Origin of the sequence: Mesotoga sp., assembly GCF_035363035.1 — a bacterium.
Taxonomy (GTDB): domain Bacteria; phylum Thermotogota; class Thermotogae; order Petrotogales; family Kosmotogaceae; genus Mesotoga.
Map to the genome: position 1 here is coordinate 1 of NZ_DAOSEH010000029.1, position 25,530 is coordinate 25,530.

General features: G+C 50.4%; 23 protein-coding genes. 18 read left to right on the top strand and 5 right to left on the bottom strand.

Going from position 1 to position 25,530, the window contains the following annotated elements:
• Window positions 1–202 precede the first annotated feature (202 nt).
• The 10 genes from PKX57_RS06150 to PKX57_RS06195 all read left to right on the top strand — a co-directional run bounded on the left by PKX57_RS06150 (window position 203) and on the right by PKX57_RS06195 (window position 10,811).
• Entirely contained in the window at window positions 203–1,417 is a 1,215-nt protein-coding gene (locus PKX57_RS06150; protein WP_214048389.1) for a cation efflux transmembrane domain-containing protein, read from the top strand.
• 231 nt (window positions 1,418–1,648) lie between these two features.
• Window positions 1,649–2,479: a formylglycine-generating enzyme family protein gene (locus tag PKX57_RS06155; protein WP_470745475.1), complete on the top strand. Its 831-nt coding sequence runs from the start codon at window positions 1,649–1,651 to the stop codon at window positions 2,477–2,479.
• A 105-nt stretch (window positions 2,480–2,584) separates the two neighbouring features.
• Entirely contained in the window at window positions 2,585–3,277 is a 693-nt protein-coding gene (locus PKX57_RS06160) for a hypothetical protein (RefSeq protein WP_214048625.1), read from the top strand.
• A 229-nt stretch (window positions 3,278–3,506) separates the two neighbouring features.
• On the top strand, window positions 3,507–3,788 hold the full coding sequence (locus tag PKX57_RS06165) for a hypothetical protein (RefSeq protein WP_213921331.1): 282 nt from the start codon (window positions 3,507–3,509) through the stop codon (window positions 3,786–3,788).
• A gap of 164 nt (window positions 3,789–3,952) precedes the next feature.
• Window positions 3,953–4,072: a fasciclin domain-containing protein gene (locus PKX57_RS06170; protein WP_470745425.1), complete on the top strand. Its 120-nt coding sequence runs from the start codon at window positions 3,953–3,955 to the stop codon at window positions 4,070–4,072.
• Window positions 4,073–4,201: 129 nt separating this feature from the next.
• Window positions 4,202–6,094 carry a phytoene desaturase family protein gene (locus PKX57_RS06175; RefSeq protein ID WP_472416411.1) on the top strand — a complete coding sequence of 631 codons (1,893 nt, stop codon included), beginning with the start codon at window positions 4,202–4,204 and terminating at the stop codon, window positions 6,092–6,094.
• The gene (locus tag PKX57_RS06180; protein WP_472416413.1) at window positions 6,091–7,626 is read left to right on the top strand and encodes a phytoene desaturase family protein; all 1,536 of its coding nucleotides are present in this window, start codon (window positions 6,091–6,093) and stop codon (window positions 7,624–7,626) included. Before PKX57_RS06175 ends, PKX57_RS06180 begins: the two co-directional genes overlap by 4 nt.
• 79 nt (window positions 7,627–7,705) lie before the next feature.
• Window positions 7,706–9,025 carry a glutamine synthetase family protein gene (locus PKX57_RS06185; protein WP_214047948.1) on the top strand — a complete coding sequence of 440 codons (1,320 nt, stop codon included), beginning with the start codon at window positions 7,706–7,708 and terminating at the stop codon, window positions 9,023–9,025.
• Window positions 9,025–10,158, top strand: coding sequence for an amidohydrolase family protein (locus tag PKX57_RS06190; protein WP_472416415.1), 1,134 nt, complete (start codon window positions 9,025–9,027; stop codon window positions 10,156–10,158). The genes PKX57_RS06185 and PKX57_RS06190 overlap by 1 nt, the downstream gene beginning before the upstream one ends.
• A 29-nt stretch (window positions 10,159–10,187) precedes the next feature.
• Window positions 10,188–10,811, top strand: coding sequence for a GDSL-type esterase/lipase family protein (locus tag PKX57_RS06195; protein WP_214049109.1), 624 nt, complete (start codon window positions 10,188–10,190; stop codon window positions 10,809–10,811).
• A gap of 30 nt (window positions 10,812–10,841) precedes the next feature.
• On the opposite strand, the gene PKX57_RS06200 is transcribed toward PKX57_RS06195, so the two are convergent.
• Entirely contained in the window at window positions 10,842–12,374 is a 1,533-nt protein-coding gene (locus tag PKX57_RS06200; RefSeq protein ID WP_472416417.1) for a histidine kinase N-terminal 7TM domain-containing diguanylate cyclase, read from the bottom strand.
• A gap of 209 nt (window positions 12,375–12,583) precedes the next feature.
• Between PKX57_RS06200 and PKX57_RS06205 the strand changes: the two genes are divergently transcribed.
• The 3 genes from PKX57_RS06205 (at window position 12,584) to araD (ending at window position 15,784) form a co-directional block, all read left to right on the top strand.
• The gene (locus PKX57_RS06205) at window positions 12,584–13,354 is read left to right on the top strand and encodes a protease inhibitor I42 family protein (protein WP_472416419.1); all 771 of its coding nucleotides are present in this window, start codon (window positions 12,584–12,586) and stop codon (window positions 13,352–13,354) included.
• A gap of 145 nt (window positions 13,355–13,499) precedes the next feature.
• Window positions 13,500–15,005 (top strand): L-arabinose isomerase, encoded by a 1,506-nt coding sequence (gene araA / locus PKX57_RS06210; protein ID WP_472416421.1) that lies wholly within the window; start codon window positions 13,500–13,502, stop codon window positions 15,003–15,005.
• A gap of 62 nt (window positions 15,006–15,067) precedes the next feature.
• Window positions 15,068–15,784, top strand: coding sequence for an L-ribulose-5-phosphate 4-epimerase AraD (gene araD, locus PKX57_RS06215; RefSeq protein WP_213921324.1), 717 nt, complete (start codon window positions 15,068–15,070; stop codon window positions 15,782–15,784).
• Between the two features lie 54 nt (window positions 15,785–15,838).
• Here araD and PKX57_RS06220 read toward each other — a convergent pair whose 3' ends face one another.
• Entirely contained in the window at window positions 15,839–16,087 is a 249-nt protein-coding gene (locus PKX57_RS06220) for a hypothetical protein (RefSeq protein ID WP_213921323.1), read from the bottom strand.
• Window positions 16,088–16,326: 239 nt separating this feature from the next.
• The gene (gene mscL / locus PKX57_RS06225; RefSeq protein WP_213921322.1) at window positions 16,327–16,779 is read right to left on the bottom strand and encodes a large conductance mechanosensitive channel protein MscL; all 453 of its coding nucleotides are present in this window, start codon (window positions 16,777–16,779) and stop codon (window positions 16,327–16,329) included.
• Window positions 16,780–17,060: 281 nt separating this feature from the next.
• On the opposite strand from mscL, the gene PKX57_RS06230 reads away from it, so the two are divergent.
• From PKX57_RS06230 to PKX57_RS06240, 3 genes are all read left to right on the top strand, one after another.
• The gene (locus PKX57_RS06230) at window positions 17,061–17,648 is read left to right on the top strand and encodes a TetR/AcrR family transcriptional regulator (RefSeq protein WP_472416423.1); all 588 of its coding nucleotides are present in this window, start codon (window positions 17,061–17,063) and stop codon (window positions 17,646–17,648) included.
• 83 nt (window positions 17,649–17,731) lie between these two features.
• Complete coding sequence (locus PKX57_RS06235; protein ID WP_214049906.1) at window positions 17,732–18,181, top strand: hypothetical protein; 450 nt, start codon at window positions 17,732–17,734, stop codon at window positions 18,179–18,181.
• A 221-nt stretch (window positions 18,182–18,402) separates the two neighbouring features.
• On the top strand, window positions 18,403–19,083 hold the full coding sequence (locus PKX57_RS06240; protein ID WP_214075595.1) for a CPBP family glutamic-type intramembrane protease: 681 nt from the start codon (window positions 18,403–18,405) through the stop codon (window positions 19,081–19,083).
• Window positions 19,084–19,148: 65 nt separating this feature from the next.
• Here the strand turns inward: PKX57_RS06240 and PKX57_RS06245 are convergent, their stop codons facing one another.
• A complete protein-coding gene (locus PKX57_RS06245) occupies window positions 19,149–21,440 on the bottom strand; it encodes a hypothetical protein (RefSeq protein WP_472416425.1) in 2,292 nt (763 codons plus the stop codon).
• Between the two features lie 72 nt (window positions 21,441–21,512).
• The gene (locus PKX57_RS06250) at window positions 21,513–22,838 is read right to left on the bottom strand and encodes a hypothetical protein (protein WP_472416427.1); all 1,326 of its coding nucleotides are present in this window, start codon (window positions 22,836–22,838) and stop codon (window positions 21,513–21,515) included.
• A 357-nt stretch (window positions 22,839–23,195) separates the two neighbouring features.
• Here PKX57_RS06250 and PKX57_RS06255 point away from each other — a divergent pair, with 357 nt between their 5' ends.
• The gene (locus tag PKX57_RS06255; protein ID WP_472412948.1) at window positions 23,196–24,176 is read left to right on the top strand and encodes a LacI family DNA-binding transcriptional regulator; all 981 of its coding nucleotides are present in this window, start codon (window positions 23,196–23,198) and stop codon (window positions 24,174–24,176) included.
• Between the two features lie 14 nt (window positions 24,177–24,190).
• Window positions 24,191–25,441, top strand: a complete 1,251-nt coding sequence (locus tag PKX57_RS06260) for an extracellular solute-binding protein (protein WP_213921315.1) — start codon at window positions 24,191–24,193, stop codon at window positions 25,439–25,441.
• Window positions 25,442–25,530 lie beyond the last annotated feature (89 nt).

The window sequence follows — 25,530 nt, forward strand, 5'->3', positions numbered from 1 at the left end:
CCGAACCGACACCTCAATCCATGATTCTGGGAATCAGACCGGATCAACTGCCTGTTACTCCGACAACCAGGAATTTCGAGATTATAGTTGCCGAATAGTTCAGTGCAGGAATTGACAACTTGTGGGTAATCGATGTTAATCTTTTTTCATGGCTCTTCGATGGTTTTGCTTACTTGAGCGAACATAGGATTAGGAGAAGGTAATGAAACGCGGGCATCATTCAAAAAACCACGGCCAGGAATGGTCCGTAGCAGCTGCCCTTCTCAATGGTTGCAACACAATAGAGCAATTGAAAGATTACTTCTCTATAATGGGGAGAAGATTCGGCATATTCTTCGAGATCTTCCCTTATGGGAAAAAAGCGCACGAAGAAAAGGATCTAGATTCATTTTTAAATACCGCTATTCAGAAAATGAAAGAGTCCGGCTGGGTCATTCAGGACGGTGAAAGATATTTGCTGACGGGAAAAGGACGGCATCAAGCAAAGGAGATGCTGGCCGAACTGGAAAACAGCGGCAGACTTCTCGCCCGCGCAACACAGCCCAAAACCGTCGCAAAGATCACGGTGATAGCCCATTTCGTTCTTGCGGCTTTGAAACTGCCGGCCGCTCTTCTTTCAGGAAGCACCGGTCTCCTGAACGACTCCTTCGATACTCTTCTGGACGGAGTCTCAAGTATTTTTGTGTACTGGGGAGTTAAGAAGAAGCGCGAAAACCTGGTAAGCTTTATTCTTCTATTCTTCATGGGGATAACGGGAATCTTTTCGCTGTTTGAGGCATTATCGAGGCTTGTCTCGGGTGAAATACCATCTCCAGATCTCCTCACTTTTGCGGCAGTTGTTATCTCGGGTTTGATCTGCGCCTTTCTCTGGTTCTATCAGAAATACTCGGGTCTGAAAAACCGTTCTTTCCCGTTGATCACCCAATCAACAGATTCCAGAAACCATGTTCTCGTAGCTGTGAGCGTATCTATCGGGCTTATTGTATCGCTGATGAAAGTTCCATATGTCGATGCCCTTGTAGGAATTATGATTTCCCTTCTTATTCTCAAAGGTGCGACAGATCTGTTGATAGATCTCATAAAATCATCAAGGGGAGAGGCGATGGACTTTGAGAAATATGGTTTCTCTCTCTTCAACAAGTTCAGGGCGAAACAGCTCAAACGCTGGTTTCTTTTCATGATTGAACAGGGAAAGATCAAAACCCGCGAGCAGCTGATCTGCGAAGCAAAGGCATCTATGGTTTATCAGGATATCGAACCGTTGAGAACTCTGGGGCTTTCAGATTCCCAGTTCGACGAGCTAATTGTAAATACCGCGCTGGAGGCCCTGGACAGCGAAAAGCTTATCTCTGAAACGGCCGGACAGCTCTCCCTGACTGAAGAGGGTTTCAGCGAACTAAAATTCACCCGAAAGTGAAAAAAGAAGAACAAACATACCACCGCAGAAGACTGTTGTTTTATCGGCTTCTAAAGTCGCCGGTGCTATAATCGTTTTGAATTCAGACGTTTCATAGAATCGCTTTCCCGCCGTGTCGAACACTTCTCAAAGATAGAATGAAAACCAGCCAGATAAGACTCGAGCAGAGAATAAAAACTTTGATCTGTGATCGCCAGGAGAAAAACAAGAGCAAACAGAGGGGTGAGAAGGGTGAAGAAAGTCCTTATAACACTGCTAGTAGTTGCTTTCTCGGTGATGGTTTTCTCGCTAAAGGAGATGGTTGTTGTAGAGAAGGGAAGTTTCACGATGGGTGATACACGCAATGTGGGAGCCAGCGACGAGAAGCCGACGCACAAAGTCGTCATTGAATACGACTTTTACATCGGCAAATACGAGGTTACTTTCGAAGAGTATTTTCTTTTCCTTGAGGCTTCCGGTAAAGCGAACGATATCGAAATCGTTGAAGCGGAAGCGAAAACAATACCGGTTACGAACGTGAGCTGGTGGGACGCGATAGCCTATTGCAACTGGCTGAGCAAAGAGGAAGACCTTCCGGTCGCTTATAGAACATTCGGTGAACCGGACGAGGGTCAGCTGCTAGATTTTGAAGGTAATACAACGACAGACGTGTCGAAAGTCGTTGGGTACAGGTTGCCCACCGAAGCGGAGTGGGAGTTTGCAGCGCGCGGTGGAAATTTGAGTCGGGGGTACATATACTCTGGTAGCGACGATTTCGAGCAGGTAGCCTGGCATCCGTCGAATTCGGGAGGAGAGGCGCAGGAGATCGGAAAGAAAATCCCGAATGAACTGGGAATCTTCGACATGTCCGGAAATGTCTGGGAATGGTGCAGCGATTGGCATACGCTTTATACCGACTCTGTACGTATTAATCCTTACGTCGATACCGGTTTTCTGAAGCCTGTTCGCGGTGGCAGCTTCGGAGATGATGTGACATGCTCGCGCGTCTCTTATAGAGGTTATGTATATCCCGAAAGCGCAAATGACTTCTTTGGCTTTCGTGTTTGCAGGAAAGCGCCATGACGCGGGATCGAGGGATATCCTGTTATAGGGTAATTCGCGCAATTTGGCATCTATACGTTGGAGTTCACTATAGGTCGATATTCTGTGTGCGAATCGGAGGAAAGAATGAGAAAAGCATCGTTAGTACCGATGATCTGTTTATTGAGTCTTTTCGTTTTTACCGGTACCGAATTGGCTCAAGCCGTAATGAACAGCGGGCGTGAAGCGCTGGAATACCTTGTCGATTATCTGCCGGAGGACAACTTGATACACAATCCCTGGTTCCGTACGGGAAGCAGACCCAGCCTGGATGGCTGGGTCGAAGCAACTATCTCCGATGGTGGATGGACAGCCAGTCAAAAGCCAGGAAATCCTACACCGGATGATATTGTCGGTACGGCGGCGAGGATATCTACCGGTAGAGGGGATCGGCTCGCCGGGCATACAGTGAATCCGGGTGTCGATACCTATCTTTATCAGATAGTTGCGGCCGATCCAGCTAAAAGAACTCTGAAGTTCGATATGTACTGGGTTACGCACACGGTGAATCCTGTTGTGGTGACCGTATATGCCGGTCTTTTTCCTGAAGGGCTATGGGAAGAGATATGGAAGCCTTTCTACCAGGTGCACACGAAGATTATTATCCCGCCTTCGTTAATAGCCCAGGATTTGTGGCAATACTATTCAAGCATCACCGATCTCGCAACAGTGACTCTCGAAGAGGGTGGTTATTCATATTACAAAGTGGAGATAAAGGCAAATCTTCCCGACCTTCAGGGGGGGTTGAAGATAACCGGAGTGTACTTCGCCGTTGAATAGATGTTTTTCAAAGCGTCCGGCAAGAATTAACCATTCTGGAATCTGCGTACCTTTCAGTAGAGATTTCTCTTTGCGGTTTCCGATTTACCCTGCACAGATGTTGGAGATAAACAGAAGAACATATAGGATTGAATCAGCGAGATAGGTAGATCTTCTGGAAGCGGCACGATATGTCTGGAAACTTAGCCTAAAATCGTTTTTTACTGCGGAGACAGGGGAGTGACGACTGATGAAGTTCTCGGATCTGAAGGTTATTCTATCGAGCTTCGACTTATGGGAAAAGGTATCGGGTGCCTACAATCCCGATGGATCTGTCAAAGACTTCAAGATGCTGGACAAGACGATTAACAAGCTGCCGACCATGGAAAAGATGGTTATAAAGGCCATGACCGGAATTTACCACAACCGAAACACAGTCACATTAACGGAGCTCTACAACACACTTGATCGGACCAGCACGGATAAGCTGATATATTGGTGGTCGAAGAACTTCGAGACCGAAGGTGGTTAATAAATTAGAAAGGCGGTATTCCGATTGACCCGTACCCTTTTCTACCAGGCCTCCTGCGTATTTTCTCTCGAAAGTCTATCATTCAAAACAATAAGTCCCTTGAATATTGTTTCTGTATAGCTTTAATGGAGAGTCATATCTGAGCTTCTATTGTTCAATTTAGATTGTTCGCTACTTTATTGACAGTGATGATATCGAGAATTCTAACTGTCGACGGACCGTTTACAGTGCTTGCCCCTACGGACAAAGCCTTGGTAAAGCTAGCCGAAGGAACCATAGAATAGCTGCTGAAGTACATTACCGATCTCAAGAGTATTCTCCTTGGACCTACTCGAAAACTCTAGGAAAAGAGCTTTCTCATAATTTAGAATCTTATTAGTTGAGAGCCAGAGATACATTAATCGGGGGTGCCTATGAAAGGCAATTTCTTTCCAGATAGTAGATACGACGTTGCAATAATCGGTTCGGGACTCGGAAGCCTTGCGGCGGCTTCTTTACTGGCAAACAGGGGTCTCAAGGTACTGGTTGCCGAACGGCACTATCTTCCCGGCGGGTGCTGCTCGATCTTCAGAAGAAACGACTTCACTTTCGATTCGGCCGTAGGAATGGTTTTCGGATTCGGCAACCGCGGTTTCAACTCGCATAGATTCGTTTTCAACGAGATCGGAGAGGACATCGACGTGATAAGGCATGAGGCCCTTTACTCCGTGACCTTTGGAGAGAAGAGAATCATATTCTGGCCGGACCTCGACAGATTCATTAGCGAGCTCGGGAGGCATTTCCCCGGCTATGAAGACCAGCTCAGAAAGTTTTACGACTATCTCGCCGACTTCTATCACAACGTGATCGTGGCCGATCCCGTGATAGTGCCTCCGACTGAAATGAAGAGGAGCGACAGTCTCAAAGCCCTGCTCAAGCACCCGGTGCGGCAGGCCAGGATGATCAGATTACTCTTCAGGAGCACCGAAGAACTCATGAGTAAGTTCATCGACCCGAAAGCTGAAGAGCTTTATCAGTTCTTCGATGTTCTCACTTCCACCTACTGTTATACAACGGTTAAAGAGACACCCGGCGTTCTCGCGGTGACTATGTTCATAGACAATCACGAGGGCGGTGGTTTCTATCCCTCTGGTTCCTCCCAGATGATCCCGAACAAACTTGAGAAGTCAATTGAAAGAAACGGCGGTTATATGCTCTATGAGAACAGGGTTGACGAGATCCTCTTTGAAGACGGCAAAGCGGCCGGTATTAAGCTCGAGGATGGAAGCGAGATCGGGTCGAACTATGTTATCTACGGCGGGACGGTATGGAATCTTTACGGAGGGATAATCCCAAAAGAGCGCATCGGTCCTGAGAAACTGAAATGGGTCGAATCCCTCGAGCCGACCTTCCCTGCGATCGTCGTTTACGCCGCCGTCGATTATTCGGCCGTTCCGATCGGAACTAATCCCGTCGAAATGTTCGTCGAGGAGTTCGACGAGATAGCCGAGAGCGATGTCACAGTTTATATATCCTCGATCGACGACCCCTCGATCTGCCCGGAAGGGACTCATGTAATGTCCATGATCGCTCCGTCAAAGAAGAAGTGGCCTCCGCGGGGCACCGAACAGTACAAAGAGATGAAAAAAGCAGAGACCGAGAGAGTTCTGAAGCTGGTCGAGAAGAAATTCCCCAAATTCAGGGATTCTTTGAAACATCTGGAAACGGCCACGCCGCTTACAATCGAGAGGTACACGCTAAAGAACGAAGGCCGTGTCGGAGGCCCGAAGCAGTCCATCGGCCAGGAATTGCTGAAGAGACTTCACGCCAGGAGCGAATGGAAAAACCTGTTCATATGCGGGGATTCGACCGTGATGGGAATGGGAACGCCGGCGGTCACAGTCTCCGGTATCGGTGCCGCAAACTTGATTCTCAGAGATTTAAGAATGAAGGAGTACAGTTACAGAGAGCCCGAAGTCGAGAGGGTTCACTATCTTTCCGAAAAAAAGAGGAAGGCGGTGGATCTTGAAAAGACCGCGCTCGATCGCGATACGGTCCCTTTGATTAGCGGCTCCTGTCAGCTGTGCGAAATCCCCGGCTGCAAGATGAAGTGTCCCGACGGAAAGGATATTCGGGGTGTTTTGAGGCGTCTGGAGTCGGGAAACTTCCCGGGGGCGAAGCGACGGCTTCTAGAGACGAAGGTGAGCACCGATTGCGCCGACTGCCCGGGATACTGCGAGAAGAGCTGCAGAAGACTCTCCTTCGATGACAGGTCAGTCCCAATTAAAAGGCTTCTTAGCTGGCTGGAAAAGGAAGTGATAAGATGAAATACGACTGTATCGTAATCGGCGCGGGAATATCGGGTCTGAGTTGTGCGGCTTTCATAGCAAAGGCCGGCAAAAAAGTCATATTGATAGAGAGATCGGAAAAACCCGGAGGCTATTTCTCCTCTTTCGAATATAACGGATACCATTTCGACAGCGGAATAAAAGCAGTGGAAAACGCGGGACTTTTATTTCCAATGCTTGAAAACTTCGGCATCATGGATAAGCTAAATTTCGTAAAGAACAGAGTGTACGCTGGCTTCGAGGACAAAGTGTTTTCCATGGAGTCGGACGAAAGTCTTCTGGAGTACTTCGACTTCCTCGGTGAACGGTTTCCCGAAAGCAGATCCGGCATAGAGGATCTACTTAAGGAAATGGAAGAGCTGAACAGCTTTATGGGTTCGTTATCAGGAATGTCGGGACCGCTTTACGGAAAGACTACGTTTCTGACCAAGTTGAAATCAATTCCCTGGTTTCTCAAGAACGGTAAGAAGCTTCTGGGCTTCCTGAAGAAACTGAAATACAACAATATACCGTTCAGGGATTTCCTCAAAGTTAGAATCCCCGACGACGAGCTTGTCAGTATCATAGACGAGCCCTTCTTCGAGGGGACTCCCGCGTTCTTTGGGCTGGCCTACCCGACGGTTTTCAGGGATTACTTCTATCCCGAAGGCGGGATAGAGAGAATACCGCTCACCCTCGCTGACTTTATCAGGGAGAATGGGGGGACCGTCCTTACCGGTACGGAAGTGACCGGGATACTTCTCGAACGAGGCTTACCTTCGGGGGTAGTAACCGATACCGGTCAGGAGATCGAGTCTCCGATTATCGTGAATGCAGCCGATGCGAAGCGGCTATACAACAAGTTGCTCCCGGAGAATTCCGTAGATCAAGATTTCCTTCAGAGGCTCAACAGAGCGCAGGTTTCCGACTCTGTCTTCTCCGTATTTATGGGAGTTGACACAGCTCCAGAGAATCTTGATCAACATGTGGAACACATAATCTATGTTCCGGCTGCAGCCAAACCCTGTGACTATGAATCGCCGGAGTACTTCAAAACCACGGGAATGGAGATCAGCATTCCCTGCATGAGAGATCCTTCTCTCGCTCCAGCCGGCAAGACGGGGGTAATTCTGAATGTCAATACGACTCAGAAGGCCCTGAACGGCTGGGGAAGAAGTGTTTCCAGAGCGGAATATGAACGCCTTAAGGAACAGGCCGCCGACGATGTAATGGCCAACTTCTTCAGGCTTTATCCTTCACTTAGAGAGAAAATTGAGTTCAGGATTGTTGCCACTCCTTTCACCATGGAAGAGAAAACCCTCAACAGCGGCGGTTCGATTACGGGATGGAACTACCATCCATCCGAGACTTTTCCCTTGAGGGACTTCAGAAAGATGAAGAGATCGATCGATACGCCCGTAAAGAATCTCTTCCAGATAGGCCAGTGGAGCTTCGATCCGGCAGGAGTGCCGGTTTGCCTGATTACAGCCAAACTGGCTGCAGATAGAGTTCTAAATATCTCCCGGCCGTAAAGACTGTAAAGTCAGCTTCTTTAAGATGACACCGTAGGGCTCTTTGAGCCAGATCGGATAGATAGCGGAGGTATCGAGGTTGAAAAAAGCACTTATAAAAGCGCTCAAAAGCGCAAAGGTCGAGTTTGTAAGGTCTCTCTGGTGCGATAACGCCAACGTGATAAGGGCCAAGTCGATAGATATCGATTTGCTCGAGGACAATTTCGAGACGGTGGCCGGTATCTCTCGCGCGCAACAGGGGGTGCCTGTCATGTACGACGGCGTGGTGCCTGAAAGCGGGCTGATGCCTGTTGGGGAGATATGGCTCAACCCGGACTGGGATACTCTAAACGTACTCCCCTACACCCCGGGGCACGCTAGCGTTATTTCGGATCTCTTCGCCGGCCGATACGAATGGAGTTTATGCCCGAGGTTTTTTCTGAAAAGGGCAATAAAAGCTCTTGACGAGCTCGGTTTCACCATGAGGGCCGCCTTCGAGAATGAGTTCTATCTCTTCGACAGGTCTCTGAACCCGGTGGACAACACGCTATTTGCCAGCTCCTTTTCGATGGACCTCAACTCGAAGGTTGTGGGCGATATAGTCAGAAACCTCAAAGCCCAGTTCCTGAACGTCGAGAGGTACTACGCCGAATCGGGGCCGGGCCAGCAGGAAATCGTCATAGCTCACGCCCCTGCGCTCGAGGCCGCCGACAACCAGATCACTTTCAGGGAAACCGTGCGGACCACCGCGGTGAGAAACGGTCTGATGGCCTCCTTCATGCCCAAACCTTTCGAAGAGTTCGGAGGGAGCGGCTGCCACCTGCATTTCAGTCTTTTGAAAGACGGGAAAAACGTAATGAGAGACCACAACGGTGAGCTTTCGGAGGTTGCGCTCTATTTCATGGCCGGGCTTCTGGAACATCTCCCCTCTCTCATGGCTGTGACGACACCGACCACCAACTCTTACAGGAGAATAAAGCCCTCCTGCTGGGCCGGTGCTTACAGATGCTGGGGGCTTGACAACAGAGAAGCCGCTTTGAGGGTTCCGACAGATCCCTCCGGCAGCGTTGCCGGCCACGTCGAATTGAAGAGCGTGGATGCTTCCAGCAATCCGTACCTCGCCCTGGGAATGATGATCTTCGCCGGGATTGACGGATTGAAGAAAAAGGTCCTGCCGCCGGTCAACCTGCAGGGAGATCCGGCCTTGATGAACGGAGAGGAACTGCTGCAGGGCATGGTAGAACCTCTTCCGTCCTCCCCGGGAATCGCGCTGGATATGCTCGAAAACGACCGATACCTTCTGAAAGTCCTGGGCGAGGATCTGTCCCGGGCCTATTTGGCGGTTAAGAGAGCCGAATGGAAGGCTATGGGAGAGCTGACGATCGCTCAAGAGCGCCAGATTCTACTGGAGCGGTTCTGATGGGACTGGATCTATCGTCGCTTCCCGTTTTCGACGGTCATGCACACAACCTTCTCCTCCCCGCATGGCTCAAGGAGTATCCTATCGAAGGGATATTCACTCAGAGCACGGACAGGGAGTATCTTAACTCTTTTGCAGGCGAGACGCTCGCCTTCAAGAGAAGTCTCAAGGATATCGCCGCCGTTCTGGAATGCGATCCCTCGATCGAAGCGATCAGGAACAGGCGTGAAAAGATGGAACAGACCGAACTGGCCGGTCTGTATTTCGAAAGGGCGAATATCTCAGGCGTCGTTCTGGACGATGGCTTCTGGTTCCACCGAACTCGCCCTCTGGAGTGGCACTCAAGTTTCGCGAGCACATACAGGGCTTTGAGAATCGAAAGCCTTGCCGAAGCTTTACTCGAAGACTCAACCTCTTTCGATTCCTTTCTTTCCGATTTCAGAGATGCACTCCTCAATCCACCCGGAGGCGTCGTGGCTTACAAAAGCATAATCGCTTACAGATCTGGTCTGAGAATCGGAGTGCACGACAAAAGAGCGGCCAGAGACGGCTATCTAGTTGAAAAAGAGAGGAACACCGGAAGGTTGACCGATGGAAGGTTGCTGGGCTTTCTCTTCAACCTGACTCTCGAAGTCTGCAGGGGCAGGGGTCTCCCTTTGCAGATACACACCGGTTGGGGCGATTCCGACCTCGATCTGCGCGAATCGAATCCGCTTCATCTTAAACCTCTGCTCGACGAAGATAAGTACTCGCGGACCAGGCTGGTTCTGCTCCACTGTTACCCGTACACACGGGAAGCGGCGTATCTTGCCGCGATTTATCCGGAGGTCTATATCGATTTCGGCCTCTCCGTTCCCCTTCTAAGTGTCGCGGGTATGGAAGCAGTGATCGGAGAGATGCTGGAGATCGCGCCGGTCACGAAGATCTGTTATTCCTCCGACGCTAGATTCATGCCAGAAGGTTTCTATCTGGCCGCAACCTGGGCCAGAAGGGCCGTAGGGTTGTCTCTGGAGCGATCTATCCAGGGCGGAGAATTGACGTTGAACGAAGCGTTGAAAGCGGCTGCAAGGATATTGAAAGAAAACTCGGAGGGGCTTTACGGAGTGGCCCGATCCGTGAAAGGTGAATCATAAGAATAACGATACATACAGGGGGTAAGGAGATGCTTCTTCAGAGAGAGCAGAGAGTTGTTTTTCAGGGCGATAGCGTAACCGATACCGGGAGAGACAGAGACGATTTTTTCGATCTTGGAAGCGGCTATCCCGCGATCGTCTCCGGCATGATAGGTTCGCTTTTTCCGGAAATGAGGATCGAATTTCTGAACAGGGGCGTGGGAGGCGATAGGGTTAAAGATCTCAAAAACCGCTGGAAAGATGATTGTCTGGATCTTTCGCCGGACTGGGTCTCTATCCTGATAGGAATAAACGACTGCTGGCGCTTTTACGACAGTGACGACAGGACCGAACCGGCGCTCTTCGAGAGCAACTACAGATACTTGCTCCAGTCGGCAGCCTCTAAGGGTGCATCGTTGATCATTATGGAACCCTTTTATCTACCGGTTTACAGAGAGATGGAAATGTGGACGGAAGACCTGGGACCGAAGATACAGATAATACGCAGGCTGGCCAGAGAGTTCAAAGCCGTGTACGTTCCGCTGGATGGAATCTTCGCGGCGGCTGCCACAAAGAGAGAGCCTTCTTTCTGGGCCGAAGATGGAATCCACCCGACCCCGGAGGGCCATGCGTTGATCGCGAGACACTGGTTGAAAGCCGTGGGAGTTTCATAGAACCACGAGCAGTTTATATCGGGCGGTCTTCTAGATGGCCATTACCCTGTTTTTACCTCTTTTCTTGGATTCATACAGGGCCCTGTCGGCCCTGCGTAAAAGCCCGTCGTAGTCTTTCTCACCCATTTCAAGCGATGAGACGCCCATGCTGATACTCAGTTTCCCGATCGCTTCGAACTCTACGGAATCGATTTCCGCCCTCAACTTTTCGGCCATTTCAAGAGCTCCCGCTAGATCGGTGGAGGGAGCCACGATCAAGAACTCATCACCTCCCCAGCGGCCTAGAGAGTCGCTTTTACGGATTTTAGAGAGAATTTGAAAGCTGAGCGCCTTGAGAGCCGTATCGCCGGCGTGGTGGCCGTGGGTGTCGTTGATCTTCTTGAGATCATCTAAGTCGAACATTATCACCGAAAGCGGCTCGCGGTATCTCCTGGATCTTTCGGTTTCGCGTTCCAGGAGCTGATCCAGTGAGTACCTGTTGAGCACGCCCGTGAGCATATCGGTTGTGGCCAGTGTCCTGTACATCTCCTGGCTTTCCTTGAGCGCTTCTTCAATCCTTTTACGGTCGGTTATATCCGTCAGAAGCACTATATGTCCCCTCAGTCTTCCACGTTTGCTCATTATTGAAGTCTTTCTGGATTCAACGATCCTCTCTCCGATAACCATCTCGGACCGCGAGTCCGTCGATCCGATGAAACCCAGCAGAGCCGGCATACGGGAAAAGGCATCGTCTATGGGGAGTCCGAGAGCCTTCTCTCCGTCGATCTCGAGAAGCTTTACCGAGACGGGGTTCACGTCTATCAGGATGTCCGATTTGTCGATAACAACTATCCCGTCCTCCAGATTTCTGATCACGGTCTCTTTGGCGATGGGACGGAGATCGAACAGCCTGAACCTGAAAATGCTCAAGGCCGCGAACAGAGACGTCAGGAAAAAAGCGACCGGAGTCAGGTCGATATACCCCACCGGAAGGATTTTGAAGAGGTAGTTTAAGTTGACTAGTATCGGGAAGGCCATGCCCAGAAGTATAATACTCAGCTGCGTTCGGTAAGGTCTCTCCGAATAGAACCACTCCCTGAGGAGCAATACTATACTGCCCACCAGAAGAACGTAAGTATAAACGATATTGATCCAGAAAAGCGGACCGTGAACGAGTTTCTGAACGGGGAAGGGCCACTGTGTATCTATCTCGCTGACCGTGTAGAAAAGCCAGTGGAACTCGTTGGTCCACATGGTCAGATTGACGATCGCGGGTACAATGAAAAGCAGGACCACTCTTTTGAACGTGAACCATTCTCTCCTGTCCAGAATCGCCATTACAAACATGAAGACGAAAACCGGCAGCGAAACGATCGCCGGATAGGAGATACTGTTCAGCAGACGCATCTGCTGCAAATCATTGCTCAGAAGTTCCAGACCGTACATAGTGGACCACCAGGTGATGGCTAACATCAGGAAGCCAAGAGGCCCCGCTCCGGTCAACTCCCGTTTATAGAAGCTGTACATCCCCAGCAAACCGCAAGAAACTGTGGGAATGAACATCAACAAGGCAAATGGATTCATCTAAACAGATAGCCTTCCCTTCAGAGAGATCGTCAGAAGTATTATACATTTCCAAAATGAATTCCTGGAACCGGCGTTTGTCTCTTTCAGAAAATCGTGGTCACCAGGCGAAGAACTCCTCCCGGAAAAGTCCGGTCTAACACGAGAGGTCCGGAGAATTGTACAACTTTCCGACCCGCAACCACAACAAATACTGGAGGTTTGAAGTTATGAGAAGATCGGCAATAATTGTTTTTTCAGTCTTGACTGTGATTTCTACAATGTTATTTTCCGTCATATCGGAAGATATCGTTTCTATTCCGGCGATTATAGATGTGGTCAGTATTGAACAGCGTCTGAAGGTTGAGCTGGTAGAAAACGCTTCCACGGGATACACCTGGTCGTATGAAGTCTCCGATCCTTCCTTTCTGACGCTGGTTTCGAAGGAGACTGCGGAAAGCTCAGTAGACACCCCCGTAATAGCCGGGAGTCCCTCCACCGTCACCTGGCTCTTTTCTCCCAACAAGAGCGGCTCCTTTTCTCTGGTTTTCAGGTTGTTCAGAGCATGGGAAGGCGAAGAGGCGGCGATCGACGTGAGAGTGTACAACGTCGAAGTCCGCAACGGCAGCCTGAGCGAGTGCGTTCCGCAGTACGTGACCATCCTCGGTAGTTCGTCAGGTGAGGTCGAAATGTCGCAGCTGGCAAGGGTAATTCTTCAGGAGAACCTTTCAACCGGTTACTCCTGGCGGGCAGAAGTTTCCGATACAGCCGTACTCAGGTTGGTCGAGCGCTCCTTGCTGACAGAAAGCGATTCGCCTGGAGTGGCCCCCATTGTTGACTTGGGAGGGCAGCAGGAAGTTCTTGGCGCGCCGGTTAACGTCGCCTTCGACTTCCAAGCGCTCAAGGCGGGCATCTCTCTGGTGAGGTTCACTTACTCCAGGCCCTGGGAAGAAAGCGAACACGACAAAACGTTGCTCGTCGGAATCACGGTAGCCAGATAAATCCGAAGGGTCCGGTATCGTTACGAATTTCGCATCTTCGCCTTAGTAACATCATAGCCTTATATCCTGCACCGACCGACAAGTCGCGGTGCAGGATATATACTATAAATACCAGCTCGATTATCGAGAAAGGAGATCAATCACCGTGGGAGTTGAAGGTCTCGAAGTATGGTTTATAACAGGAAGCCAGGAGCTTTATGGAAAAGAAGTACTGAAAAAGGTGGAGAGCAACTCGAAGAAACTGGTCGAGTATTTGAACGACCAGGCCGGGTTGCCGGTAAAGATCGTATGGAAACCCGTCTTGAAAGAGTCGCAGCAGATCAGAACCCTCATGAACGAAGCCAACGGCAACGACAGATGTATAGGACTGATGGCCTGGATGCACACTTTTTCGCCTGGAAAGATGTGGATCGCCGGTCTTAAAGCCTTGAGAAAACCCTTTCTTCACTTTCACACCCAGTTCGACCAGAAGATCCCGTGGAAGAGCATCGACATGGATTACATGAACACCAACCAGTCGGCCCACGGCGGGAGGGAGTTCGGCTTTACTGCCACCAGGCTAGATATAAGGCGGAAGGTAATAGCGGGCCACTGGAAGAATCCCGAGATGATCGCAAGAGTTGAAAACTGGATCAGGGCGGCGCTCGGCTGGAATGAAATGCAAAACCTCAAGGTGGCGAGGCTGGGCGACAACATGAGAGACGTCGCCGTCACCGAAGGCAACAAAGTCGATGCCCAGATAGATCTCGGGTACGAAGTTCACGGCTACGCTATGGGCGATTTCATAAAGCTGGTAAAGAAAGTGAAAGAAAGCGAAATAGAAGCTCTCGTAAAACAGTACGGGCAGGAATATCCTCTCACCAGATCCTCCGTCTCCCAGGAGGAGTTCAAAAGTTCTTTGCACGAGGCGGCAAAGATCGAAATAGCACTCAGACGTTTTCTCGATATGGGTCCGTTCAAGGCCTTCACAACTACTTTTCAGGATCTGTACGGCCTTCGCCAGCTCCCCGGTCTGGCCGTTCAAAGGCTTATGAGAGACGGCTACGGGTTCGGGGGGGAAGGAGACTGGAAAACGGCCGCGCTGGTAAGAACGATGAAAGTCATGGCCGCTGGCAGAGACAGGGGAACATCGTTTGTGGAAGATTACATATACCATTTTGAACCGGGCAACATGAAGGAACTGGGTTCTCACATGCTCGAAGTGTGTGAATCGCTCGCTGACGGCCCGATTTCCCTCGAAGTTCATCCCCTTTCTATAGGAGACAAAGAGGCTCCGGCGAGATCGGTTTTCGATTCCAGAGAAGGGGAGGCTGTCCAGGTATGTATCGTAGAGTTCGGAGATAGATTCAGGATGATAGTCAACGAAGTGGAGGTCGTCAAAAGGCGGCAGGAGGAAGAGATGCCCGGACTTCCGGTAGCCAGAGTGCTGTGGATTCCCAAACCCGATCTCCCGACCGCGGCAACGGCCTGGATACTGGCAGGAGGAGCGCACCATTCCTGCCTGAGTTACACTGTCAATACCGAGCAACTGGAAGACCTTTGCGAAATGCTCGATATAGAGTTCGTGGTTATAGATAGAGACACGAAGATCCGTGACTTCAAAAGAGAGCTGAGAAACGGCGAGATCTACTACAAATTGCGAAAACTGTGATATCGCACTGAACGCAATGTATTCATAAGTACCGTAGAAGCTTTGCGAAAGGAAGTCGGAGTATGCTGGAAGCACTAAAGGAAAAGGTCTTCAGGGCCAATATGAAGCTGGTCGAGGCCGGTCTCGTGATTCTAACATGGGGCAACGCGAGCGGTATTGACCGCAGCAAGGGGTTAATGGTGATAAAGCCCAGCGGGGTGGATTACGACGAACTCTCGCCCGAAAAGATGGTGGTGGTCGATTTGAACGGCAACGTCCTGGAGGGAGGGCTGAGGCCTTCCTCCGATACGCCGACCCATATAGTCCTGTACAGGAACTTCGAGGGCATCGGCGGCATAGTACACACACATTCAACATGGGCCACGGCCTGGGCTCAATCGAGGTCGCCCATTCCTTCTCTGGGGACGACTCACGCCGATCACTTCCACAACGAAATACCCTGCACCAGATTGCTGAGAGAGGAAGAAACGGAAGAAAACTACGAGATGAACACTGGCAGGGTCATCGTTGAAACCTTCGCCAGTAAGGATTACTTTAGTACTCCCGGAGTCCTCGTGGCCGGGCATGCTCCCTTCACCTGGGGCAAAAACCTGGATGATGCCGTAAACAACAGCGTGGTTCTCGAAGAGGTGGCGAGGATGGCCTTTCTGACGAAGATGCTGAAAAGCGACGTTGAAACCCTGCCTGCGCACATAATCGATAAGCATTATTCGAGAAAGCACGGAAAGAACGCCTACTACGGTCAGAAAAAAGCGCCGGGTGACGCGCCTGACCGGTAACAGGTGAATCTGGAGCTGGTTTTCGCAAGAGATTACATCTGAAACAGTTAAACCTCAGGTGCGTGCGCGCCTTCTCTTCCTGTAAGCAAAGTGCAGAATTAAGAAGTAAACGACGCAAACAACGGTGAAGGCGAATATCACGATCATTATCAGTTGTACCTTCGTGCTGCTCAAGAACAGCTCTGTGTTGACGGCAATCTGATAAACTGCGTAGAGACTGGCTACCAGCATACAAGCGGCGAGTATGCCGATCTCCATTCTTCTTTTCTTGATGCGCTCTCTCGTTTCAGGTATTATCCTCATGCGGAACACCCCGGCGAATTCGGCGTTAACCTTCGATACAGTAGAGCTATTATACCAAAATGTACGGGTTTTTCACCCCTTTATTTCATCGCTCTCCACCTCGTTCTTAGCCGTCCTCCGTCGCCGGGAGCCGGGACAAGCGAATAGCTATTCTTAACTTCCAGTATTAGGCCTTTTGATTCAATTTATGTATATAAAACGACAGAAGCGGCCCGAAGGCCGCTTCTACAGCAAGATTTTTAACCCTTTTTCCCCAGCTCGGATGTGCAGTTCGGACATCTCGTCGCTTCGATTGGAATCGAAGTGTGACAGAATGGGCATGTCTTCGTCGTTGGAGCGGCCGGAGCCTCTTCTTTCTTCTGGCGTTCCCTCATCTTGTTTATCTGTCTGATGATCAGGAAAATCACGAATGCCAGAATCAGGAAGTTGATCACGGCGTTTATGAAGAGGCCGATGTTTATAGTTGCAGCACCGGCCGCCTTTGCTGCCGCGAGTGTTTCGTAACTCCCGCCGGAGAGGTTGATATAAAGGTTACTGAAATCGATGCCACCCGTGAAGAGACCGAGAATCGGCATTATGATATCATCGACGAGGGATCTAACTATTACCTGAAAGGCGCCCCCGATTATGATACCGACTGCCAGGTCGATGACATTGCCGCGACTTATGAACTTTTTAAACTCCTTCCACATGGCTCTCACCCCCTCTATTTTGGTGACACTGCGATTATATTCCCAAAAGACTTTAAAACAAAGAAAAAGAGAGACCTGAAAAGCGCTTTTAGAGATGTGTGAGAATCGCTGTATCATGTTTTTCTCGTTCTTGTCAGACCCTAGACCCCACATCCCGGATCCCGCTCGCCCCTCTGATCTCTCTCCTTCCGACGAATCACGTAGAAATCCAACAGAACTATTGCAATACAAAGTCAGGCATGATAGAATACTAACGAACGTTAAATATAAAGGTGTGTACAATGGCGGAGAAGGATTTAAAAGAGAGAATCAAGGAAGTGGCGGTTGAGCATTTCAACAGAAACGGTTATCACGGAACGACGATACGCAACATCGCCAACGATGTGGGATGCTCTCTACCGATGATCTATTATTACTACAAGAACAAAAAAGAGTTGTTCGATGAAATAATCAAAAAGGAGTTCTTCAGCATTATAAAGAAGCAGGCTTCTCACCTGAAAACCTCCGGCATCGTGGATTTCTACACCAAGTTCATCAACGACCTGAACGCCCTGAACAACTACGATAAGCAGGTTTACCGGCTAGGGATAAAAGTTTATCTCTCCTTCGACGGCGACGATGAATTGATGAACCTCATGGATGAATGGGAAAAGACCATACTGCCCAGGCATTACAAGATCCTGCAGCCTCATTTGAAGAACACCGAAAACGATACGGCGGTCGTGCGGACTCTGGTGCATCTCATGGAAACGCTGATCGAGAATATAGTCGTGAAAAACAGATACTTGCCAGAGGAGGAGATCCGGGAAGAGATCGCCATCGTTCTGCGCGGTGTGGACGGTTCAATTTCCGATCCGCAATCACACTGAACGTAAACCGGAACATAAAGATGCAGTTTTACTACATACGCTTTACTAACGAACGTTAAAACAACAAAGAGGAGAGGAGAAAAGTGGAAATCGAAAAGAGACTCGCAATACTGCAGAACACATACGCGGCATCCGTGGCCGAAGCCGTCAACACATACGACAGGTTAAAAGAGCTGGAGGCTGTAGTTAAGAGAAGAAAAGAAAGGCAGGCCCAGACTGCTCCATACATGAATCAGCAGCTGGGTATCGAGAGTGTGGAAGATGTCTTCTACAAGCTTTCGGAAATCTACGGCTGTGCGAACTGGAAAGTGGAGAAAACAGGTGACGACTACGTCGCCACAGCGACTTCATGTAAGCTCTGCGCGTTGTCCAAGAAGATGGGCGGGGCAAACCCCTGCAGTGGGTGGTGTCTCGACCCAATGATCGCCATGCTGTCGGCGGCCGTTAAAATCGACTCCAGACACATAACTGTTGAAAGTACTTTAATGAAAAGCGATAAATGTAAAATGTTAATTAATACAAAAATTGAATAGCAATTGAAGCTAGCGAATATATAAATTGACTTACGTAGAAGTGTCATATAAAAAACCGGTGTGATTACGCACAAAAAATTATTTGCTTTTTACAGGAAGGCCGACGTAGAATATAAACGTTTATTTTGGAAAGCAATCGAGGCGATGATCACTTGGAAAACCTAAAACTCAACAGGACGCTATTTGCTATCGGGATGTTCGTAGTGGTATTCGTTACGCAAGTGTTCTTAGGAAGAATCGGACACTATATCGCCAGTGTGATTTCGTACGGCAAAATCGATCCTTACGATGCTTTTGCGGGCATTTCCATTCACCACATCGTCCAGATGGTTCTTGCCTTGATTATAATCACCGTGCTCGGCAAGCTTCTAAAGATCGATTTCTATCTGAAGCCAGGCGACGTAGCCAGAGGAAAGAAATACCTGATAACTTTTACCTCCATCTTTGCCCTTATTGCAGTCGCGCTCCACGTTTTCATGTACATCAACAATCAGCTTCCCGTATATACCTTCCCTCTGGACAAAAGGAACGTTCTGGGGACTCTGGGTTTCCAGTTATTGATAAGCGGGACGTCTGAAGAGATAGTGTTTCGAGCGCTGCCGGTAACTATGCTGGTCTATGCGTTCGGCAAGAGCATCCCGGTCAAGGGTCATGTTACGCTGGAAGTCATTCTTGCATCGATCCTGTTCTCGTTGGCCCACACAAAATGGTCGCTGATGCCCTTCAAATTTGAGATGGATACCTTTCAGATAGTGTATTCCTTTATACTTGGAACGATACAGGGCGTTGTATATCAGAAGAGCAAGAGCATTGTGTATCCGATGCTGATGCATAATATAAGCAATTTCCTGATGGTAGGCATGGGGTATCTCTTCACGGCCTTGAAGGCCATCACAAGTTGACCTTGTCACGCTGCGAAATTTAAAGAGCGGACCTTACGGTCCGCTCTTTTATATGCAAGGGGGGATCACTTCCTTCTGAGTGTTATCGCGAATATGTGGACGTTCGGAATCTGGGGAAAGACTATGGTTTTGAGTGGTTTGTCGAGAGTTTCGGCGCACCGGTAGTAAAGCATGCATTTTATTCTTTCTATGTTTCCGGTGTTGTCGTACCTGGAGGGAAAAGTGAAGGCAATATCCTCGCCCTTCGAGGGCCCGCCGCACCAGTCGGAGAAGGAGACAGCAATGTTCTGTGTAGTTCCGTCTTCGTAAACCAGCATCGCCTGTCCCGTGTAATCGCCGTGGTTGGCCGCCCCCAGTATGCAGATCCGGCTGAAAACCTCCGGAACGAAGGTCACCGCCTGGCCGGTCAGGCGCATGTTGTCCCTTCCCTTCGTCGTAATTGCAAATTCTACGTCGGAGATCTCCAGCCTGCCGTCGATGAAGCTTTTTTCAAGTTCCTGCGCGGGATAAGAGGCCCCGAAGATGCCCTGCGGGTTGTCGAAGTTCGAGCTTTTCCTCTCATCGGCAGTGGCCAGGCCGTCGTTGTCGAAGAGCGGCCTCAGATCCAGGTGCACCCGATCGAGGTTCTCGATCGAATCTACGGCCACGGTCGGCACCTGGACTATCTTTCTCTCGGTAGATACGATCCTTCCCGGCAGCACGGTCATTCCCTCTTCGTATCCGGGGACGTCTCTGTAGTTCAAGACCAGCGTTTCATCGCCTGGTATGTACAGGGCGATCAGGTCGGGTAAAAACACCAGCTGATCCAGATCGAAGCTTCCCGATTCGACCTTTCCCCCCAGCGTGAGCGTCGATTCCTGAGCGGTGCCGGTGATAACACCGACTTTGAAGATAGATTTCTGGGCGATGGAAACGGTCTCTTCCGATCTCGACTCCCCCAGACGGAGGGTGAAAGAGACCGGACCGGTCTGAACGTTACCGATCCCGGTGAAGGCCGAATAAGGCACAGGAGGAAGCGCAACGCTCTCTCTCAGACTGAAGACACCGCTTACTTTTAGAGCGGCGTTTCCCGAGATCCCCGTACCCTGAAATGTATCGACTTCGGAAAGGCCGGTCCTCATCGCTTCGGCCTCTATCACCTTTGCGGGCGTAAGCAACTCGATCGCGCCTGAGAAGTACTTTTCATATTCTTCCGGCAACCTCGACACTCTTTCCAGCGAAAGCAGCATGGATATCGTCGATTCGGCTCCGGCGTTTCTGTTTATGTGGGAGAATTCCATACCGTCGTACCCCTCTCCGTTCGGTCCGATCATGGACTGGCCCAGTGGATTGAGACCGATGAACCAGCTCCCCAGAAGCGCGGTTATCGTCGCGATCTCCCGGTCATTGGTAATGGAGAAGAGCGTGTAGCCGGTCGAAATGGCCGCCTCGGCGGCGTAGGCGATCTGGGGGAAGAGCTGGACGAATCCGGTTAGAGAGTACACCGGACCGGCGCCGAGCAGAAGCGTGGCGCCTTCTTTGAAGGCATCTACCGTGAGCTCGAGCAGTTCATCGTCTTCCAGCGCCAGCGCGGTCATCGCGAGCGCTTCCAGCTGTCTGGAGCCCCAGCCGTGCCAGTGAGGAACGGTCTCTTGCGGAGCGTTCTCGTCCACCAGACCTCTGAAGATCGAGTCGTCATCGGTGATCAGTTTCGATATAAGCGAGCCGGAACAGCGTTTTATGAAGTTCAGCGCTTCGAGGTCGTTGGAGATTCTGTAAAGCTCGACGGCGCCAAGGAGCGCTACCGATGAGACATCTGTGTATCCCTGGATCAGACCGTCTCTTTCGTAGTTGAGCAAAACTCTGAAGGCCTTCTGGGAAGCCCTGGCCAGCTCTATGGAGTAGGAAGGGTCCCTCTGACCGAGTATCCACGCGCCCGTAGATAAAGCCCAGAACCCGCGCGCCGTCCACCAGTTGCCGCCTTTGCGCGAGGTGGGACCGTTACGGTTTATCTTCCCGTCGTCGAAGATGAAATTGAAGAAGTCGCCATCCGCATCCTGCATGGCCAGAAGGAAATCGAGGGCTTCACGGGCCCTGAGGTAGTGGGTCTCATCGGCCGAGTTCTCGAAGAGTCTCAGGTAGAGTATGGCGACTCTGGCCACGTCGTCCACGCAGGTTACTCCCTCTCCGGACGCTTGTGCGTGTCTGTAAGATCCATCGGGCTGCCTGTCGGCGTAGATCCAGTAGCCCATCTCCACGCTTCCCTCTATGTCGAACTCATCTCTCAGAAATTCGAGATGGCTCAGATCGAGCTCGACGTTTATTCCCGCGAGCGCAACGGGCATAACTATCATGAGCAAGGCCAGAATTCTTCTCATAAATTATTCCCCCTTTCAAGAGCGAGGGCGAGCAAAGCTCGCCCTTACACCGTTGTAGATGGCCGGAGGTTTCTATTCTCCAAATACCAGGGAATGTATCTCCGCCTTCTTCAGTTCGACGAACTCGATCGAGTCGGCAATCGAGTCGGCGTTATAGACCGAATAGACTTTCGAGAAGACGTAAACATCGCCGGCCACGAAATGGGCCACGTAATCTTCCCACTTGGAGGAGATGGCGCCCTTCGTGCTTTCGAAGGCGTCTATCTCACCGGGCATCCACTCGAAGAGTCCGTCGCGGAACTCCCGGCTCTCGTACACCCATGTCGGTCCGCCCATCCATTCCTGGTAGTTGGCGGTTATTGGAGGCACCCACATATTTATCTCGGCAATGCCCGTCTTGAGCGACGGCGAATAGTTGGCCCTCCAGCTCTCCTGAGAGGCGAAGATGTACGTTGCGCCCCACCAGAGAGGCCTCATTGAATCGACGGCGGGGAAGACTATGTACGGTTTATTGCCGGTGTACATGATAGCGTTTCTCTCCAACCAGTACTCGAGAGGGGTTATATTCAGTTGATCGGCCCAGAGAAGTCTTCTGAAGACCGGAAGTGTGTGCACCGTATCTTCGGCGATGTCGGTGAGCGGTCTGGTCGCCATAATCTGCAGTTTCATTAGATCGGTGTAGGTGCCGAACTCGAAGGTGTTGCGGGAGATAATGTCGCCGTTGTTGAAGATCGTGGTGATGATCTTCTGAGTCAATCCGAGGAAGGGCTTCCCATCGAGCGTGCTGACAACGGTTACACCCACAGGTCCGGCCGGTAAAACCTCGACCCCGATGACCTGGAAGTCCCCTGAGGTCTTCTCCTCGTGTCTGCCGTATTGACCGTCAACATAGAAGGTAGAGCCTACCCAGCCAGAAACCCTTGCGATACCTATTTCATCGACGATCGTTCCTTCGACGGCGCCGAAGCCGGTCACTCTCACTAGTCCTTTGGCGTTCACCGTGGCCCTTATATCGCCCACTTCGACCAGCCAGTTACCGTCCTCCTCTACTACACTTCCCACCGCCTCGTAAGCCGGGGCCTGGATATCGAAGTCGTCGCTCACGACTATCTCGGCCGGTCCCGTTATGAGGAAGGAGAAAGTGTCTCCCGATGAAAGCCTCCCCGTAAGATCGGTGTCGTCGATCTGGTAAGGAATCTCCTTTCCGTCCTGAATCACTCTCAGCGAATCCCAGTTGGCATCGAAATCGACTCCGATCATGTCGAGGAGAGCGCTGAGACCTAGAGAAACAGGTATCGCCTCGCCCGTGAAAGAGTTGACGGAGACGGGAATCTTCACAGTCCCGGCCGCCAGAAACACTGAAACAACTATGAAGAAAAGAACGAAGAGCTTTTTCATGTAAACACCTCCCTGTGATCGTATGAAAACGCTTACATATCACAGTGATTATAGAATTATTCTGGTACGTTGATCTAAGACGAATAATGACAGTCATCGAACATAGTCGGAGAAAAATCGTATTCATGAGCATTTATTTCATTTTTGCACATTGTTTTACGTATTTTGTGTATATACAAGATTAAATTAGCACTTAAACTTATGATAATTAGAGATATGATGATATTAATTGGTTTAATGACGTTTTATATATTTTGAGATCCTATTATATCTTATAATTGAACATGAATATCATCGCTTTCAGAGGGTATAGTACTTTTAGAGATGTAAGCGTTTACATAAAAGGAGTGTTTTCTCATGGCGGCCAAGCTTTCAGATGTGGCAAAACTTGCGGGAGTCTCCACGGCCACTGTCTCCAGAGTCTTGAACGGTAGCGGGTATGTCTCGAAAAAAGCCAGAGAGAAGGTTTTTAGCGCGGTTGACGAACTCGAATACAGGCCTTCCAGGGTCGCGAGCTACCTGGCCAGCAAAAAACTGGATTTCGATATAGGCGTTCTTGCAGGAAAAAAGGTCTCTAAAATTCTCCGGGACAGTTCCGACCAGTTTTACACCATAGTATTCAAAGGGATTCAGGAGTTCTGTGAAGCCAACAATATGAATTACAGTCTCTTCACGGTTGAGGAGTTCCCGGGGGATCTTGACGGGTACCTTCTTGTGGGAGGAGAGATAAACGAGGAGAACGTTAAAAAGAGCAAGGCTACTGGAAAACCGGTCGTGCTGGTCGATCAATATCTGGCCGGGGTGAAAGTCGATTGCATAGTCTCCGATGGCTACGACGGGGCCGTTTACGGTATAAAGAAGCTCCTCTCGGGCGGATTGAAAAGGATAGTGAACATCCACGGTCCGCTCTCGCACTTCGGCTTCAAGGATCGTTACGACGGATACGTCGCGGCCATGGAATCGGCCGGTTATCTGCCCAGATCCTTCGAGTACGACGAGGACAACGACAACATGGGAGCGATCATAGATCTGATGCTTTCGAGATACGGACTCCCCGACGCCGTCTTCGGCTGTAACGACACGGCCGCGATAAGGGCGATGGAGGAGTTGAAGGCGCGTAATATAGGGATACCGGAAGATGTATCTGTCATGGGTTTCGACGACATAGTGAACGCGGCCGTGTCATCGCCGGCCCTTACGACCTTCAAGATATTCAAGCGAGAAATGGGCGTGGCGGCAGCGAGGAGGCTTCTGAATCTCTTGATGAACAGCGAGCCACACCCGATGAAGATATCGCTATTCACCGAGTTCGTAAGACGTGAGAGTACAACCGTGTAAAGGAGGTAATTACAGTGAAGAAGAGCATTTTCTTGATGTTGATTGTCTGCCTTTCGATCGCCGCGATCGGTGTCGAGCTGGTATTCTGGACAGCACCCAACCCTCTTCAGGAGAGATTCTGGAAGGAAACCGTCGCCGAGTGGAACGCCAGCAACCCCGATATCCAGATCAAATGGTCGACCATACCCGCTGCCGGGAGCTCCGAGGAGGCCATTTTGACGGCAATAGCCTCGGGAAGAATACCGGACATTTCCACCAATATCTTCTCGGGATTTGCGGCCCAGCTGATAGAGGCCGACATACTCGTGCCGCTGGACTCTTTCCCCGATTTCTGGGAACTGGTGGATACGAGAAAGATGAGATCTATCGTTGAGAAGTGGAAGTTCGGAAAGAATTACTATGTCTTTCCGATCTACTCCAACCCCATAATGATGTGGTGGAGAATGGACATACTCAGGGAACTGGGGTACGACAAACCGCCCAGAACCTATTCGGAGATATACGAAATCAGCTCGAAGTATTCCATTCCGAACGAGAGGTTTGGCAGCCTCGTCGTGATGGGAAGGAACTGGTACGACCGCTGGTTCGACTTCATCACTTACTATTACGCGGCCAGCGGCGGAGAGCCGTACCTCGATGTCGAGAAGGCCAGAGCGCTCTTCAACAACGAGGCAGGCAAGGAAGTAGTCGGCTTCATAGATAAAATGTTCCGCAGCAACTGGACGGCCGTCGATCTCGGTTCCAACCCCTTCTACACTGGAGTCGTGCTCGGCGGCATCTTCGGGCCCTGGGAGATCAACCAGGCCAGAAGCCTCTTCCCCGATGTCTTCGACGATATCGTAATAACACCGCCGCCCGTTCCAGATACTTATCCGACAGATGAACCGATCTACACCTTCGCCGATACCAAGGGTCTGGTGATGTTCGCCACTACCAAGCACAAAGAGGCCGCCTGGAAGTTCATCAAGTGGGTCTATTCAGATATAGAGAAGGATCGCAGATGGATGGAGACCACCAATCTCCCGCCAGCCAGAGAGGACCTGCTGACCAACCCGATCTTCAAAGAGTATATGGACGGCAATCCCTATTTCGCGGCCTACGCGAGCCACGTGGCCTATGCGGTGCCGCCCGCATTGACCACCAAGACCGTCGAGGTTCAGGACATAATGACGACGTTCCTGATAGAGACGATAATGTACGGAAAGTCCGATCCATTGAGCGCTCTGAGCGATTCGTCCAGCAGGGTGAGGAAGGAGCTGTTCTAATTCTATCATTAGCGGGGGATGGGCAATGAAGAAGAGACTGAAAACGGTCGAGGCGATAAAGGGCTGGTCGCTCTCGGGGATGTATCTGG